Raw genomic sequence first — 15825 nt, forward strand, 5'->3', positions numbered from 1 at the left:
CCTGACCGGGCGTTGCGTTCAGAGCCGCCGACCTGCGCCTTGCGGCGGGCGATCTGCGGCTCCCAAGCTCGCGGCTTAGAGCGTGCGAGCCACTTGGACTTTCTCGAAGACTTCGATCTTGTCGCCGACCTTGACGTCGTTGTAGCTCTTGACGCCAATACCGCACTCCATGCCGGCACGTACTTCGGACGCATCGTCCTTGAAGCGACGCAGCGACTCCAGTTCGCCTTCGAAGATCACCACGTCGTCGCGCAGTACGCGAATCGGACGGTTGCGGTAAACCACACCCTCGGTGACCATGCAGCCGGCGATGGCGCCGAACTTCGGCGAACGGAACACGTCACGCACTTCGGCGATACCCAGGATGTTCTCGCGAACATCGCTGCCGAGCATGCCGGTCAGGGCTTTCTTGACGTCTTCAATGATGTCGTAGATCACGTTGTAGTAACGCATATCCAGACCTTCCTGCTCGACGATCTTGCGCGCGCCAGCATCGGCACGCACGTTGAAGCCGAACAGTACTGCATTGGAAGCCAGGGCCAGGTTGGCGTCGCTCTCGGTGATACCACCGACACCGCCGCCGATCACGCGAACCTGTACTTCGTCGTTGCCAAGACCGCTGAGGGAGCCCTGCAGGGCCTCCAGAGAACCACGCACATCGGACTTGAGTACGATGTTGAGGGTCTTCTTCTCTTCCTGGCCCATGTTCTCGAAGATGTTCTCGAGCTTGCCAGCGTGGGCACGTGCCAGTTTGACTTCGCGGAACTTGCCTTGACGGAACAGAGCCACTTCACGGGCTTTCTTCTCGTCGGCAACCACGCTCAGTTCGTCACCGGCATCCGGGGTGCCATCCAGGCCAAGAATCTCGACCGGGATCGACGGGCCGGCTTCCTTAACAGGCTTGCCGTTCTCGTCGAGCATGGCCCGTACACGGCCGTAGTTCGAACCGCACAGCACCATGTCGCCCTGACGCAGGGTACCGTCCTGAACCAGCACGGTAGCCACCGGGCCACGGCCCTTGTCCAGGCGCGACTCGACCACGACACCACGGCCAGGGGCCGATGGGGTGGCCTTGAGCTCGAGGATCTCGGCTTGCAGCAGAACGGCTTCGAGCAGTTCGTCGACGCCGGTACCCATCTTGGCCGAAACCTTGACGAATGGCGTGTCGCCACCCCAGTCCTCGGAGGTCACGCCTTCGACGGCCAGTTCGTTGCGGATGCGGTCCAGGTCTGCACCTGGCTTGTCGATCTTGTTCACTGCAACGACCAGTGGAACACCTGCCGCCTTGGCGTGCTGTACCGCTTCACGGGTTTGCGGCATCACGCCGTCGTCCGCCGCGACCACCAGGATCACGATGTCGGTCGCCTTGGCACCACGGGCACGCATTGCGGTAAACGCGGCGTGACCCGGGGTGTCGAGGAAGGTGACCATGCCACGGTCGGTTTCCACGTGGTACGCACCGATGTGCTGGGTGATACCACCGGCTTCGCCGGCAGCTACCTTGGCACGACGGATGTAGTCGAGCAGGGAAGTCTTACCGTGGTCAACGTGGCCCATTACGGTCACGACCGGCGCACGGGAGAACGACTCGCCTTCGAACTTCAGGGACTCGGCCAGGGAATCTTCCAGCGCGTTGTCGCTGACCAGCGTGACCTTGTGGCCCAGCTCTTCGGCGATCAGCTGAGCAGTTTCCTGATCGAGCACCTGGTTGATGGTGACCGGAGTACCCATCTTGAACATGAACTTGACGACTTCAGCGGCCTTGACCGACATCTGCTGTGCCAGCTCGGAAACGGTGATGGTCTCGCCAATGGCCACGTCGCGGATAACCGGACCGGTCGGGCTCTGGAAGCCGTGGGCATTGCGCTTCTTCATCTTGCCCTTGCCACGGCCACCACGGCGGAAGCTGTCGCTTTCCTCTTCGGTGGTACGTGGGGCGGCACGTGGAGCTGGCGCCTTTTCCTTTTCCTTGACCTTGACCGATACGCGCGGGGCCTCGTTGCGGCGCTCGCCACCACGGCGGTCGTCGTCACGCGACTTGTCGTTGCGACGGGCGTCTTCGGCTTTCTTGCGCTCGACACCCGGGGCCGGAGCTGCAACCGGCTCGGCAGCTGCAGGCGCAGCCGTCACGGCTGGTGCTGCAGCGGCTGGTGCAGGTGCGCTGGCCGGCTGACGGCTGGCGGATTCTTCGGCACGTTTACGCGCTTCAGCTTCAGACTTGTCGCGTGCTGCGTTTTCAGCGGCACGACGTTCTTCCAGCTCGCGATTCTGCTCAGCCTGGATTTCTTCGGGGCTGCGCTGTACGAAAACTTTCTTCTTGCGTACTTCTACGCTGATGCTCTTGCTACCAGCAACACGCAGGGTGCTGGTGGTCTTGCGCTGCAAGGTAATCTTGCGCGGCTCTTCCACCTTCGCCTTGTGGCTGCTTTTCAAGTGGGTCAGCAGAGCCTGCTTCTCACTGTCGGTCACTACCTGACCGGCGTCGGTGTGCGGCAGACCTGCCTCACGCATCTGCTGCAGCAGGCGCTCTACCGGTGCAGCGACCTCTTGGGCCAATTCTTTCACCGTGACTTGCGTCATGCACTTCTCTCCTCAGGCCAGCCTACTTACTCGAACCAGTGGGCTCGGGCGGCCATGATCAACTTGCCGGCACGTTCTTCGTCGATGCCGTCGATGTCGAGCAGGTCATCAATCGACTGCTCGGCCAGGTCTTCGCGGGTAACCACGCCGCGCACCGCCAGTTCCGCCGCCAGATCCTTGTCCATACCCTCAAGCGAGAGCAGGTCTTCGGCCGGATGGGCGTCTGCCAGTTTTTCCTCAGTAGCGATGGCTTTGGTCAACAGGCGGTCCTTGGCACGCGCGCGGAGTTCATTGACGATCTCCTCGTCGAAGCCATCGATGTTGAGCATTTCTTCCAGCGGTACGTAGGCAATTTCTTCCAGGCTGGTGAAACCTTCGTCAACGAGAACCTGCGCCAGCTCTTCGTCGACTTCCAGCTCTTCGATGAAGTTACGCAGAATGTCGCCGGTTTCAGCTTGTTGCTTGGCCTGGATGTCCGACTCGGTCATCACGTTCAGGGTCCAGCCGGTCAACTGGCTGGCCAGACGTACGTTCTGACCACCACGGCCAATGGCTTGCGCCAGGTTGTCCGCGGCTACAGCGATGTCCATCGCGTGGGCATCTTCATCAACGATGATCGCCGCGACTTCTGCCGGCGACATGGCGTTGATGACAAACTGGGCCGGGTTGTCGTCCCACAGGACGATATCCACTCGCTCGCCGCCCAACTCGCCAGACACTGCCTGTACGCGCGAACCGCGCATACCGATGCAGGCGCCTTGCGGGTCGATGCGCTTGTCCTTGGAGCGGACAGCGATCTTGGCGCGAGAACCCGGGTCACGGGAAGCCGCCATGACCTCGATAAGGCCCTCGGCGATTTCCGGCACTTCGATGCGGAACAGTTCGATCAGCATCTGGGGCGCGGTACGCGACAGGATCAGCTGCGGGCCGCGGTTTTCGGTGCGGATTTCCTTGAGCAGTGCACGTACACGCACACCGACACGGAAAGTCTCGCGGGAGATGATGTCTTCACGGGCCAGCAGCGCTTCGGCGTTGTTGCCCAGGTCGACGATCACGTTGTCACGGGTAACCTTCTTGACGGTACCCGAGATGATTTCGCCCAGACGCTCGCGATAGGCATCGACCACCTGTGCGCGCTCGGCTTCGCGGACCTTCTGCACGATGACCTGCTTGGCGGTCTGTGCAGCGATGCGGCCGAACTCGATGGACTCGATCTTCTCTTCGATGACATCGCCAACCTTGGCTTCAGGATGGGTTTCCTGAATCTTGCTTGGCCAGGTTTCGATCGCAGGATCGTCAAGATCCTCTTCCTCGACCACCGTCCAGCGACGGAAGGTCTCGTAGTTACCGGTGTGGCGGTTGATCTCCACACGCAGGTCGACTTCATCTTCGAAGCGCTTCTTGGTAGCAGTGGCCAGGGCCACTTCCAATGCTTCGAAAATCACGTCTGCCGGTACACCCTTTTCATTGGATACCGACTCAACAACCAGCAGTACTTCTTTGCTCATCGTACGCCTCGCCTTTCGCAAGCCATTGGGTCCGCACGAACTATCGGACCCGGCATGTCTCAGTCAAAACTGGGAATAATGTTGGCCTTGTCGATCATGTCGATCGGCAGAAGGAATTCGTGGTCATCTACCTGCACCACGACATCCTGCTCTTCCACACCGCGCAGAAGGCCCTGAAAATTACGTCGACCTTCGAAAGGCGAGCGCAGTTTAATCTTCACCTGCTCACCGACATACTTTGCAAACTGTTCAAGTGTGAACAGCGGGCGTTCCATGCCAGGAGAGGAAACTTCAAGGGTGTATTCAACGGAAATGGGATCTTCGACATCCAGAATGCCGCTGATCTGACGGCTGACGATGGCGCAGTCATCCACCAGCACACCGCCTTCTTTGTCGATATAAACGCGCAACATTGAGTGGCGGCCTTGAGCCGAAAACTCGATACCCCAGCATTCATAGCCTAGGGCCACGACCACCGGGGCCAACAAGGCCTGCAACTCTTCTAGCTTGCTCGACACCTGAACCCCCTTGTGCATGCTATGCAAATAAAAAATGGGCGAAGCGCCCATCCCTGATACGCCGGGTGAATACCGGCGCTGAGAACTGATCAGCTAACAAAAAGCCCCTGAAAAGGGGCTCTGCTGAAACTGGTTGCGGGGGCTGGATTTGAACCAACGACCTTCGGGTTATGAGCCCGACGAGCTACCAGACTGCTCCACCCCGCGTCAAAGCTGGGGCGAAAGTATACGACCGAACCCCGCGAGGGGTCAATCTAACCTCCACCTACAAGAAAGCCCGCTGTAGCGGGCTGTCTTGTTTCAATTGGTACCGAGAAGGGGACTCGAACCCCTACACCCTATGGGCACAACCACCTCAAGGTTGCGTGTCTACCAATTCCACCACCTCGGCAATACTACTTTGAAACCCGTTACTTCTGCTCTTGAGCTGGAGGTACATCGCCGGTGTTGCTGGCGGGTGCCTGTTGCTCCTGGAGCACCGGTACATCATCTGTTGCCGGTTTTTGCTGCTTCACTTCAAGTACCGCTGGATCTGGAAGCCCTACCTGAGTCAGCTGATGAGCTTTCTCTTTAGCAAAGTAACCTAACCCTAGGGCGGTTATGAAGAAACTGGCGGCAAGTATAGCAGTAAACTTACTAAGAAAGGTAGCAGAACCTTGGCTTCCGAACACAGTATTTGAAGCCCCTGCGCCGAAAGATGCACCTGCTTCCGCACCTTTACCCTGTTGCAGCAACACCAGCACTACCAAACCCAGTGCGCCCAACAGATGAAAAACTACTACGACTGTTTCCAGCATTTTTCAGTTTCCTGCGGCGCGACAAATTGCACCGAATTCGTCTGCGTTCAGGGAAGCTCCACCAATGAGCCCCCCATCGATATCCGGCATGCCGAACAGCTCAGCCGCATTGGCCGCCTTCACGCTGCCGCCGTATAGAAGCCGCACATTCATCGCGACCTCTGAATTCTTTGCCGCCAGTTGCTCGCGAATGGCCTTGTGCACATCCTGAGCCTGTTGCGGGCTGGCCGTGAGGCCGGTGCCAATGGCCCATACAGGCTCATAGGCAATGATTGCACTGGCGAAGGCCTCAACACCGAATGCTTCGATGATGCTGCTCAACTGACGCCCTACAACCTCAAGCGTCTTGCCAGCTTCGCGCTCCTCCAGGGTTTCCCCCACACAGAGCACAGGCTTCAACCCGCAAGCCTGAGCCGCAGCGAACTTGCGATTCAGTACTTCGTCGCTTTCGCCCAGTATCTGGCGACGCTCCGAGTGCCCGATCAGCACCAGCTCACATCCCGCATCGACCAGCTGACTCGGAGCAACCTCACCGGTCAGCGCGCCTTGCTGGGGCTCTACCGCAGAATCCTGAGCACCCACGGCTATCGACTTGCCCTGCAACCCTTCAATCGCTTGATTGATGTACAGGCAGGGCGGGAACACCGCGACTTCAACACCGCTCGGCAGGGCTAGATTGCTCAAGCCCTTGATCAGCTCAGCGACGCTGGCGCGGGTACCGTGCATCTTCCAGTTACCAGCTACCATAGGGCGACGCATGCTGTACCTCGTCGGTCAAAGTGGGCGCAGATGTTACCCAACCCGATCACCACTGGCAAGCGCTAATCAGGCGCAAACTTCAGTTACCAGCTTTGCCAGTTCCTCGGCGTAGCCGCGCACCTGACTTTCGTCGTCACCTTCGACCATCACACGCACCAGTGGCTCTGTGCCGGACTTGCGCAGCAGCACGCGACCACGACCCGCCATGGCCTCGGTGACCCGCTCGCAGGCCTGTTTGACCGCCGGGTGCTCGACAGGGTCCACCTTGCTCTCGCCAAAGCGAACATTGATCAGCACCTGCGGGCATTTGCGCAGCGCCTGACGGGCCTGAGCCAGGGTTTCACCGCGACGCTTGAGTGCCATCAGCACCTGCAGGGCAGCGATGATCGCATCCCCTGTGGTGGTATGACTGAAGCACACCACGTGCCCGGAATTCTCGCCGCCGATGTTCCAGTCGCGCTCCAGCAGTTCGGCCATCACATAGCGGTCACCCACCTTGGCACGCACAAACGGTATCGAGAGCTCCTGCAAGGCCAGCTCGAGGCCCAGGTTGCTCATCAGCGTACCCACAACGCCACCATTGAGCTTGCCACGCTCCTGGAGGTCACGGGCAATGATGAACAGCAATTCGTCACCATCGACGATCGCGCCGGTATGGTCGACCATCAGCACCCGGTCACCGTCACCGTCGAACGCGATCCCCAGGTCGGCATGCCCTACCAGCACCGCCGCCTGAAGCGACTCGATATGGGTCGAACCGCAGTTCTCGTTGATGTTGAGGCCATCCGGCTGCGCTGCCAGCACCGTGACATCGGCGCCGAGCTCGCGAAACACGCTGGGGGCCACCTTGTACGTGGCGCCGTGGGCGCAGTCGACCACCAGCTTGAGGCCGGCGAAATCGGTACTGGTCGGCACGCTGCTCTTGCAGAATTCGATGTAGCGGCCGGCCGCGTCGTTGATGCGCGACACCTTGCCCAGCTTGCTCGACTCGACCACGGTCATGGGCTTGTCGAGCAACTCCTCGATCATCTGCTCTACATCGTCGGGCAGCTTGGTGCCCTGACCGGAGAAGAACTTGATGCCGTTGTCGTCATGCGGATTGTGCGACGCACTGATGACGATCCCGGCTTCGGCATGAAAGGTGCGGGTCAGGTAGGCGATGGCCGGCGTCGGCATCGGGCCGAGCAGCAGCACATCTGCGCCCGCCGCCGACAGACCGGCCTCAAGGGCCGACTCGAACATGTAGCCGGAGATACGCGTGTCCTTGCCTACGAGCACCCGGCAGGCGCCGAGCTTGCGAAAGGCCATGCCAGCGGCCCAACCGAGCTTGAGCATGAAATCCGGCGTGATCGGGTATTCGCCGACACGGCCACGAATGCCGTCGGTACCAAAATATTTTCTGCTCATAGTGAAATGCTCCGTCACTCTTATTCGGCGGCTTCAACCGCTGCAATCATCCGTACCACGTCGACGGTCTCGGCAACATCATGAACCCGCAGGATGCTCGCACCCCGGGTCATCGCCAGCGCAGCAAGCGCCAGGCTGCCATAAAGCCGCTCACCGACCGGACGCTCCAGCGCCAGGCCGATCATGCTCTTGCGCGAAACGCCCACCAGGAGGGGACGGCCCAGGCGATAAAGGTCCTGCATATGCTTGAACAGGCTGAGGTTGTGCGCAAGCGTCTTGGCAAAACCAAAGCCCGGATCGAGCACAATCTTTTCGGCGCCGATACCCACCGAAGCACAGGCTGCCATGCGCTGCTCGAGAAACATCGCCACCTCGACGGTTACATCGTCGTAGTGCGGGTTGTTCTGCATGTCGCCGGGCTCGCCGCGCATGTGCATAAGGCAGACCGGCAAACCGGTGGCTGCAGCGGCATCCAGGGCGCCATCGCGGGTCAGCGAGCGCACATCGTTGATCAGCCCCGCGCCCAGGCGGGCAGTCTCGCGGATCACCGACGGCGTCGAGGTATCGACCGAGATGATGACATCCAGCTCGCGACTGATCGCTTCGACAATGGGTGCAACCCGCTCGAGCTCTTCGAGAGCAGTGACCACGCGTGCACCTGGCCGGGTGGACTCCCCGCCGACATCGACAAGCGTAGCACCGGCCGCCACCATCGCTTCGGCATGGCGCAAGGCCGCATCACGCTGGGTGAAACGACCGCCGTCCGAGAAGGAATCAGGGGTTATGTTGAGGATACCCATCACATGGGTACGGGAAAGGTCGAGAACCCGGTTGCCGCAAGGCAACCGGGTTGGGTACTGCTGTGAAGTCATGTCAACCCTTAGAGCTGCGCCGCCGGACCACCGATCGGGGACTCGGGGCGATCACCTTGCGTGGCAGAGGTGCCCGAAGTGCCCGAACCACCTTCCCAGTCACGTGGCTCACGCGGCTCGCGACCGGCCATGATGTCGTCGATCTGGTCAGCATCGATGGTCTCGTACTTCATCAGTGCATCGGCCATTGCATCGAGCTTGTCACGGTTTTCGGTGAGGATCTGCTTGGCAGTGGCATAGCACTGGTCGATGATGCTGCGCACCTCGGAGTCGATCAACTTGGCCGTCTCGCCCGAAACGCTGGCGTGCTGGGAACCGGCACTGCGGCCCAGGAACACCTCGCCTTCTTCTTCGGCGTACATCAGCGGGCCGAGTTTTTCCGACAAGCCCCACTTGGTGACCATGTTGCGAGCGATCTGGCTGGCTCGCATGATGTCGTTGGAGGCACCCGTGGTAACGCCATCGAAGCCAAGGGTCATTTCCTCCGCGATACGACCACCGTACAACGAGCAGATCTGACTGATCAGCGCACGCTTGGACAGGCTGTAGCGGTCCTCTTCCGGCAGGAACATCGTGACGCCCAGGGCGCGACCGCGCGGAATGATCGAGACCTTGTACACCGGGTCGTGCTCGGGCACCACGCGACCGACGATGGCATGACCCGCCTCGTGGTAAGCGGTGTTCTGCTTCTCTTTCTCGGACATGACCATCGACTTGCGCTCGGCGCCCATCATGATCTTGTCCTTGGCCAGCTCGAACTCCTTCATCTCGACCACACGCTTGCCGCCGCGCGCAGCGAACAGCGACGCCTCGTTGACCAGGTTGGCCAGGTCGGCACCGGAGAAGCCGGGCGTACCACGAGCGATTACGGCAGGGTTCACGTTGTCGCCGATCGGCGTCTTGCGCATGTGCACCTTGAGAATCTGCTCGCGACCACGGATGTCGGGCAGGCCCACGACCACTTGGCGGTCGAAACGGCCTGGACGCAGCAACGCAGGGTCAAGCACGTCCGGACGGTTGGTAGCGGCGATCACGATGATGCCGTCGTTCATTTCGAAGCCGTCCATCTCCACCAGCAACTGGTTGAGGGTCTGCTCGCGCTCGTCATGACCACCGCCCATGCCGGCGCCACGGTGGCGACCGACGGCGTCGATTTCGTCGATGAAGATGATGCACGGTGCGTGCTTCTTGGCCTGCTCGAACATGTCACGTACACGGCTGGCACCGACACCCACGAACATTTCAACGAAGTCGGAACCGGAAATGGTGAAGAACGGCACCTTGGCCTCACCCGCAATGGCCTTGGCCAGCAGGGTCTTACCGGTACCGGGCGGGCCGACCATCAGCACGCCGCGCGGAATACGACCGCCCAGGCGCTGGAACTTGCCTGGATCGCGCAGGAACTCGACCAGCTCGCCAACCTCTTCCTTGGCTTCGTCGCAACCTGCGACGTCGGCCAGGGTGGTCTTGACCTGGTCTTCGGAGAGCAGGCGCGCCTTGCTCTTGCCGAAACTCATCGGCCCACCCTTGCCACCGGCACCGCCCTGCATCTGGCGCATGAAGAACATGAACACGGCGATGATGACCAGGATCGGGAAGCTGGCGACCAGCAACTGGGTCCAGATGCTTTGTTGTTCAGGCTGCTTGCCTTCGACCACGACGTGGTTGTCGACCAGGTCGCCGATCAGGCCGTTGTCGGCGATCGCGGGACGCACGGTCTTGAAGCTGTCGCCGTCGGTACGCTTACCAATGATGACTGCACCGTCGACCGTCACACGCTCGACCTTGCCATCCTTGACCTGCTGAATGAAGTCGGAATAGTTGAGGGTCTGCGGCTCGTTCGGGCTGGAGAAGTTGTTCATCACGGTCACCAGGACCGCGGCGATGATCAACCACAGGATCAGATTCTTTGCCATGTCGTTCAATTAGCTACCCTCTGAGGCAGGCCTTAGGCGCAGCCGTGCCTCGCATGATAATCACCGGCTTAACTTACTACATTACCTACATGTCTGCAGGCGCCGTCTGTAACCCTTTGTGAAACCTAGACTACACGATGTTCATCCAGGTCAGGCAGGACATCCGATTGGAAATAGCTATCGGATACCCTGGAAGCTGCCGGCCTGAAGCCCTACTCGCCCTTGTAGCCACGCCCCAGCATGTACTGCTCGCGGGAGCGATCGCGTGAAGAATCGGGCTTGAGCATCTGCACCTTGTCGAATTTCTTGCGGGCGTCCTTGAGGTAGACGTCAAACCCCTCGCCCTGAAAGATCTTGATCAGAAAATCGCCACCCGGCTTGAGTACCCGGGTCGCCAGATCAAGGGCCAGCTCGCACAGGAACATGGCCTTGGGCATATCCACAGCGGGCGTACCACTCATATTGGGGGCCATATCGGAAATCACAAGGTCTACGTGCGAATTACCGACCGCCTCGAGAATCTGCGCGAGCACTTCATCCTGGGTAAAGTCGCCCTGGATGAAGGTAACGTCGGGAATACTGTCCATTTCGAGGATGTCGGAGGCGATCAGACGCCCCTGACCGCCAATCAGACGACTGGTCACCTGCGACCAGCCACCGGGCGCCGCGCCCAGATCGATCACGCTCATGCCCGGGCGGATCAAACGGTACTTTTCCTGGATTTCGAGCAATTTGTAGCTCGCGCGCGAGCGATATCCGTCCTTTTGCGCCTTTTTGACGTAAGGATCGTTGAAGTGTTCTTTCAGCCAGCCAAGGCTTGTCTTGGAACGCGCCACTGGGCACCTCGATGATAAGGGTCGTGATTAACTGGGCGGATCCACGGGCCCTCGGGTAAAATGGCCGCCATTTTTACAGAATCTAGACAAAGGGTCAGATTATGCCGCTCAATAACGAGCAGAAGAAACAGTACAAATCCATTGGCCACGACCTGAAACCAGTTCTGATTGTGGCAGGCAACGGCCTGACTGAAGGGGTTATCGCCGAACTCGAGCGCGCCCTGGCCGATCACGAACTGATCAAGGTAGAGATCCGCTCGGAAGACCGCGAAGAACGTGCCGCCGCCATTGCCGCACTGTGCAAGGCCGGTCGCGCCGAACTGGTGCAGACCATCGGCAAGAAGGCACTGATCTATCGCCGCAACCCGCAGCCCAACAAGCAACTGTCGAACATCCACCGCTACAAGTGATGTTCGCGCCGTTCAGTGGCGCGCCTTGCGCGCCCTGCCCGGCGGCGGCTGCAGCACCAGCAGCAAACCGCTGAGGCCCAGCACCAGGTAGCAGAACAGCTGCCAACGCAACTGCCCCGCCCCGCCAACCCGCAAGACGAAATACATCACGCACGCCGCCACTGCCATCAGCAGCAGTTGCCCACGCATGTCTCGCCACAGGCTGGCCATCCCTTCGGCCTGAATCAGCACCAGCACCTGCACGCCGCAGCCCGCCGCCGCAAAGGCGACCAGCAGCGACGCGGCCAGCACGCCAAAATCTTCGATCAACAGCGGCGCCAGGCCAATCTGGCCCAGCACCGGCAGTACCGCAAAATGCAGCATCCACACGCCGCCGACCCAGAGCACCTGGGCCAGCTGCCAGATCACTGCCGACGCGGCAAAGCCGCGCGGGCGATCAAATGTGACGGACTTCGACAATCTCGTACTCGACTGTGCCGCTCGGCGTCTTGATCACCACAGTGTCACCCTTTTCCTTGCCGATGATGGCGCGGGCGATCGGAGCACCGACCGAGAGCTTGCCGTTCTTGACGTCCGCCTCGTCCTCACCAACGATCTGGTAGGTCACCTGATCGCCGGTTTCGGTGTTTTCAAGGTTCACGGTGGTACCGAAGATCACCTTGCCCGTGTGGGCAATGGTGGTAACGTCGATCACTACCGCATTCTGCAGGCGGCCTTCGATATCGCGGATACGCGCCTCGACCATGCCCTGTTCTTCACGGGCAGCGTGGTACTCGGCGTTTTCCTTGAGATCGCCCAGCTCACGGGCTTCGCCAATCGCCTGGCTCAGGCGCGGGCGTTCGGTCTTGCTCAGGAAGAGATGCTCTTCCTCCAGGGCGCGAGCGCCCTGAACGGTCATCGGGTATTTGGTAATACTCATGCTTTGAGTCCTGCATGCAGATCCTGCAAGCGACGTACGGTTTTTTCCGGACCGAACTTCAGCGCTTCGCAGATGGCTTCACCGGCCGCAATGGTCGTGGTGCAGTAGATCTTGTGCTGCAACGCATTGCGACGAATCGAGTAGGAGTCGGCAATCGACTGGCGACCTTCGGTGGTGTTGATGATCAGCGACACTTCGTCGTTCTTGATCATGTCGACCACGTGCGGACGACCTTCGGTCACCTTGTTCACGCGACGCACTTTCAGGCCTGCCGCCTCGATGATCTTGGCGGTACCGGCCGTGGCAACCACTTCGAAGCCCAGGTTGATCAGGTCGCGGGCAACGCCAGCCACCTGCGGCTTGTCGTCGTCACGCACGCTGATGAACGCGGTGCCGCCGGTCGGCAGCACTTCGCTGGCGCCCATCTGGGCCTTGGCGAAGGCTTCGCCGAAGGTGTCGCCGACACCCATGACTTCACCGGTGGACTTCATTTCAGGGCCGAGGATCGGATCGACGCCCGGGAACTTCGCGAACGGGAACACCGCTTCCTTCACGCTGTAGAAGTTCGGAATGATTTCCTGGGTGAAACCGATCTCTTTCAGGGTCTTGCCGGCCATGACGCGAGCCGCAATCATCGCCAGCGAGGTGCCGATGCACTTGGACACGAACGGTACGGTACGCGAAGCACGCGGGTTGACCTCGATCACGTAGATCTTGTCGCCCTGCAGCGCCAGCTGCACGTTCATCAGGCCGACAACGCCCAGCTCCAGTGCCATCTTCTTGACCTGGTCGCGCACTTCGTCCTGCACGTGGGCAGGCAGCGAGTACGGCGGCAGCGAGCATGCCGAGTCACCGGAGTGAACACCGGCCTGCTCGATGTGCTGCATGATCGCGCCGATCACCACGTCGGTGCCGTCGCAGACCGCATCCACGTCCATCTCGATGGCGCAGTTGAGGAAGTGGTCCAGCAGCACAGGGCTGTCGTTGGACACCTGCACCGCTTCACGCAGGTAGCGCTTGAGTTCGTCCAGTTCGTAGACAATCTCCATCGCACGGCCGCCCAGTACGTAGGACGGGCGCACCACCAGCGGGTAACCGATGACGCCGGCAGCACGAATCGCTTCGTCTTCGCTGCGCACGGTGGCGTTTGGCGGCTGCAGCAGGTTCAGGCGCTGAACCATCTGCTGGAAGCGCTCACGGTCTTCGGCACGGTCGATGGAGTCCGGGCTGGTACCGATGATCGGTACGCCGGCTTCTTCCAGGGCACGGGCCAGTTTCAGCGGAGTCTGGCCGCCGTAGTGCACGATGACGCCTTTCGGCTTCTCGACACGCACCACTTCCAGCACGTCTTCCAGGGTCAGCGGCTCGAAGTACAGGCGGTCGGAGGTATCGTAATCGGTGGAGACGGTCTCCGGGTTGCAGTTGACCATGATGGTCTCGTAGCCGTCTTCACGCAGTGCCAGTGCCGCATGGACGCAGCAGTAGTCGAACTCGATGCCCTGGCCGATACGGTTGGGGCCGCCACCCAGGATCATGATCTTGTCGCGGGTCGACGGGTTGGCCTCGCACTCTTCCTCGTAGGTGGAGTACAGATAGGCGGTGTCGGTGGCGAACTCGGCAGCGCAGGTATCGACGCGCTTGTAGACCGGGAAGATCTCGAGCTTGTGACGGTGACGACGCAGGTTCTTGTCGGTGATGCCCAGCAGCTTGGCCAGGCGCTGGTCAGAGAAGCCCTTGCGCTTGAGGCGCAGCATCAGTGCCTTGTCGATATCGGCCAGGCCCAGGGTCTTGACCTTCTCTTCTTCCTTGATCAGGTCTTCCATCTGCACCAGGAACCAGCGGTCGATCATGGTCAGGGCGAAGATTTCATCCACGCTCATGCCCGAACGCATGGCGTCGGCCACGTACCAGATACGCTCGGCGCCCGGCACGGTCAGCTCGCGCTTGAGGATGCTGGCAGCTTCCGGGCTGGCCAGGTCGACTTTCGGGTCCAGCCCGCATACACCGACTTCCAGGCCGCGCAGGGCTTTCTGCAGCGACTCCTGGAAGGTGCGGCCGATAGCCATGACTTCACCCACGGATTTCATCTGGGTGGTCAGGCGGGCATCGGCTTTCGGGAATTTTTCGAAGGCAAAGCGTGGCAGCTTGGTGACGACGTAGTCGATCGACGGCTCGAACGAGGCCGGCGTGCGACCACCGGTGATGTCGTTCTGCAGTTCGTCGAGGGTGTAGCCAACAGCCAGCTTGGCGGCGATCTTGGCGATCGGGAAGCCGGTGGCTTTCGAGGCCAGGGCCGAGGAACGCGAAACCCGCGGGTTCATCTCGATCACGACCATGCGGCCAGTGTCCGGGCAGATACCGAACTGCACGTTGGAGCCGCCGGTTTCGACACCGATTTCACGCAGCACCGCCAGCGAGGCGTTGCGCATGATCTGGTATTCCTTGTCGGTCAGGGTCTGTGCCGGTGCGACGGTGATCGAGTCACCGGTGTGCACGCCCATCGGGTCGAAGTTCTCGATGGAGCAGACAATGATGCAGTTGTCCTTTTTGTCGCGGACCACTTCCATCTCGTACTCTTTCCAGCCGATCAGCGATTCGTCGATCAGCAGTTCCTTGGTTGGCGACAGGTCCAGACCACGGGCGCAGATTTCTTCGAATTCTTCACGGTTGTAGGCGATGCCGCCACCAGTGCCACCCATGGTGAAGGACGGGCGGATAATGCACGGGAAGCCCAGCTTCTCGAGCACCGCATTGGCCTCTTCCATGCTGTGGGCGATACCCGAGCGCGGGCATTCCAGGCCGATGGCCTTCATGGCCTTGTCGAAACGCGAGCGGTCTTCGGCCTTGTCGATGGTGTCGGCGTTGGCACCGATCATTTCCACGCCGAATTTTTCCAGGACGCCTTCGCGCTCCAGGTCCAGTGCGCAGTTCAGCGCGGTCTGGCCGCCCATGGTCGGCAGCAGCGCGTCAGGGCGCTCCTTCTCGATGATCTTGGCCACCGACTGCCACTTGATCGGCTCGATGTAGGTGGCGTCGGCCATGGCCGGGTCGGTCATGATGGTGGCCGGGTTGGAGTTCACCAGGATGACGCGAAAACCCTCCTCGCGCAGGGCCTTGCAGGCCTGGGCGCCGGAGTAGTCGAATTCGCAGGCCTGGCCGATCACGATCGGGCCGGCGCCGAGAATCAGGATGCTTTTGATGTCTGTACGTTTTGGCATGGGTTGTCACTCAAATCCGCGGGTCAGTGGGCAAGCTGTGTCGAACAATCCACTCGAGGAGCGCCTGAACGCGGCCTGTGCCGGT

At 60.6% G+C, this 15825-nt stretch carries 13 protein-coding genes and 2 tRNA genes; 1 reads left to right on the top strand and 14 read right to left on the bottom strand.

The features are described from left to right. Positions 1 to 75 precede the first annotated feature (75 nt). The 11 genes from infB to rlmE all read right to left on the bottom strand — a co-directional run bounded on the left by infB (position 76) and on the right by rlmE (position 11193). The gene (gene infB, locus DN388_RS19160) at positions 76 to 2580 is read right to left on the bottom strand and encodes a translation initiation factor IF-2 (protein WP_043863820.1); all 2505 of its coding nucleotides are present in this window, start codon (positions 2578 to 2580) and stop codon (positions 76 to 78) included. 26 nt (positions 2581 to 2606) lie between these two features. Beyond that, entirely contained in the window at positions 2607 to 4088 is a 1482-nt protein-coding gene (gene nusA, locus DN388_RS19165; protein WP_043863821.1) for a transcription termination factor NusA, read from the bottom strand. 59 nt (positions 4089 to 4147) lie between these two features. After that, positions 4148 to 4606, bottom strand: a complete 459-nt coding sequence (rimP, locus tag DN388_RS19170; protein WP_043863937.1) for a ribosome maturation factor RimP — start codon at positions 4604 to 4606, stop codon at positions 4148 to 4150. Positions 4607 to 4736: 130 nt separating this feature from the next. Then, positions 4737 to 4813: transfer RNA gene (locus DN388_RS19175), tRNA-Met, on the bottom strand. A gap of 98 nt (positions 4814 to 4911) precedes the next feature. Beyond that, positions 4912 to 4997, bottom strand: a tRNA-Leu gene (locus tag DN388_RS19180). Between the two features lie 19 nt (positions 4998 to 5016). Then, a complete protein-coding gene (gene secG, locus DN388_RS19185; protein ID WP_078481335.1) occupies positions 5017 to 5403 on the bottom strand; it encodes a preprotein translocase subunit SecG in 387 nt (128 codons plus the stop codon). A 3-nt stretch (positions 5404 to 5406) separates the two neighbouring features. Beyond that, entirely contained in the window at positions 5407 to 6162 is a 756-nt protein-coding gene (gene tpiA, locus DN388_RS19190) for a triose-phosphate isomerase (protein WP_058540554.1), read from the bottom strand. A gap of 66 nt (positions 6163 to 6228) precedes the next feature. Beyond that, positions 6229 to 7569 (bottom strand): phosphoglucosamine mutase, encoded by a 1341-nt coding sequence (gene glmM, locus DN388_RS19195; protein WP_054916542.1) that lies wholly within the window; start codon positions 7567 to 7569, stop codon positions 6229 to 6231. A gap of 20 nt (positions 7570 to 7589) precedes the next feature. Then, a complete protein-coding gene (gene folP / locus DN388_RS19200) occupies positions 7590 to 8441 on the bottom strand; it encodes a dihydropteroate synthase (protein ID WP_255001695.1) in 852 nt (283 codons plus the stop codon). A gap of 8 nt (positions 8442 to 8449) precedes the next feature. Further along, positions 8450 to 10357 (bottom strand): ATP-dependent zinc metalloprotease FtsH, encoded by a 1908-nt coding sequence (gene ftsH, locus DN388_RS19205; protein WP_043863825.1) that lies wholly within the window; start codon positions 10355 to 10357, stop codon positions 8450 to 8452. A gap of 212 nt (positions 10358 to 10569) precedes the next feature. Beyond that, on the bottom strand, positions 10570 to 11193 hold the full coding sequence (rlmE, locus tag DN388_RS19210) for a 23S rRNA (uridine(2552)-2'-O)-methyltransferase RlmE (protein ID WP_043863826.1): 624 nt from the start codon (positions 11191 to 11193) through the stop codon (positions 10570 to 10572). A 101-nt stretch (positions 11194 to 11294) separates the two neighbouring features. Here rlmE and yhbY point away from each other — a divergent pair, with 101 nt between their 5' ends. Then, the gene (gene yhbY, locus DN388_RS19215) at positions 11295 to 11603 is read left to right on the top strand and encodes a ribosome assembly RNA-binding protein YhbY (RefSeq protein ID WP_038606752.1); all 309 of its coding nucleotides are present in this window, start codon (positions 11295 to 11297) and stop codon (positions 11601 to 11603) included. 12 nt (positions 11604 to 11615) lie between these two features. Here yhbY and DN388_RS19220 read toward each other — a convergent pair whose 3' ends face one another. The 3 genes from DN388_RS19220 to carB are packed head-to-tail and all read right to left on the bottom strand — an operon-like array spanning position 11616 to position 15740. Then, complete coding sequence (locus DN388_RS19220) at positions 11616 to 12011, bottom strand: MFS transporter (protein WP_104571925.1); 396 nt, start codon at positions 12009 to 12011, stop codon at positions 11616 to 11618. 28 nt (positions 12012 to 12039) lie between these two features. Continuing rightward, complete coding sequence (gene greA / locus DN388_RS19225; protein ID WP_255001697.1) at positions 12040 to 12522, bottom strand: transcription elongation factor GreA; 483 nt, start codon at positions 12520 to 12522, stop codon at positions 12040 to 12042. Continuing rightward, complete coding sequence (carB, locus tag DN388_RS19230) at positions 12519 to 15740, bottom strand: carbamoyl-phosphate synthase large subunit (protein ID WP_043863828.1); 3222 nt, start codon at positions 15738 to 15740, stop codon at positions 12519 to 12521. Before carB ends, greA begins: the two co-directional genes overlap by 4 nt. Between the last annotated feature and the right edge of the window lie 85 nt (positions 15741 to 15825).

Source organism: Pseudomonas sp. S12(2018) (genome assembly GCF_024355235.1).
Taxonomy (GTDB): Bacteria; Pseudomonadota; Gammaproteobacteria; order Pseudomonadales; family Pseudomonadaceae; genus Aquipseudomonas; species Aquipseudomonas palmensis.

Bases quoted from the DNA above. Each gene is read 5' to 3' on its own strand.
- ftsH (WP_043863825.1), bottom strand. From the start codon at position 10,357: ATGGCAAAGAATCTGATCCTGTGGTTGATCATCGCCGCGGTCCTGGTG.
- yhbY (WP_038606752.1), top strand. From the start codon at position 11,295: ATGCCGCTCAATAACGAGCAGAAGAAACAGTACAAATCCATTGGCCAC.
- carB (WP_043863828.1), bottom strand. From the start codon at position 15,740: ATGCCAAAACGTACAGACATCAAAAGCATCCTGATTCTCGGCGCCGGC.
- greA (WP_255001697.1), bottom strand. From the start codon at position 12,522: ATGAGTATTACCAAATACCCGATGACCGTTCAGGGCGCTCGCGCCCTG.
- glmM (WP_054916542.1), bottom strand. From the start codon at position 7,569: ATGAGCAGAAAATATTTTGGTACCGACGGCATTCGTGGCCGTGTCGGC.
- infB (WP_043863820.1), bottom strand. From the start codon at position 2,580: ATGACGCAAGTCACGGTGAAAGAATTGGCCCAAGAGGTCGCTGCACCG.
- nusA (WP_043863821.1), bottom strand. From the start codon at position 4,088: ATGAGCAAAGAAGTACTGCTGGTTGTTGAGTCGGTATCCAATGAAAAG.
- folP (WP_255001695.1), bottom strand. From the start codon at position 8,441: ATGACTTCACAGCAGTACCCAACCCGGTTGCCTTGCGGCAACCGGGTT.
- tpiA (WP_058540554.1), bottom strand. From the start codon at position 6,162: ATGCGTCGCCCTATGGTAGCTGGTAACTGGAAGATGCACGGTACCCGC.
- secG (WP_078481335.1), bottom strand. From the start codon at position 5,403: ATGCTGGAAACAGTCGTAGTAGTTTTTCATCTGTTGGGCGCACTGGGT.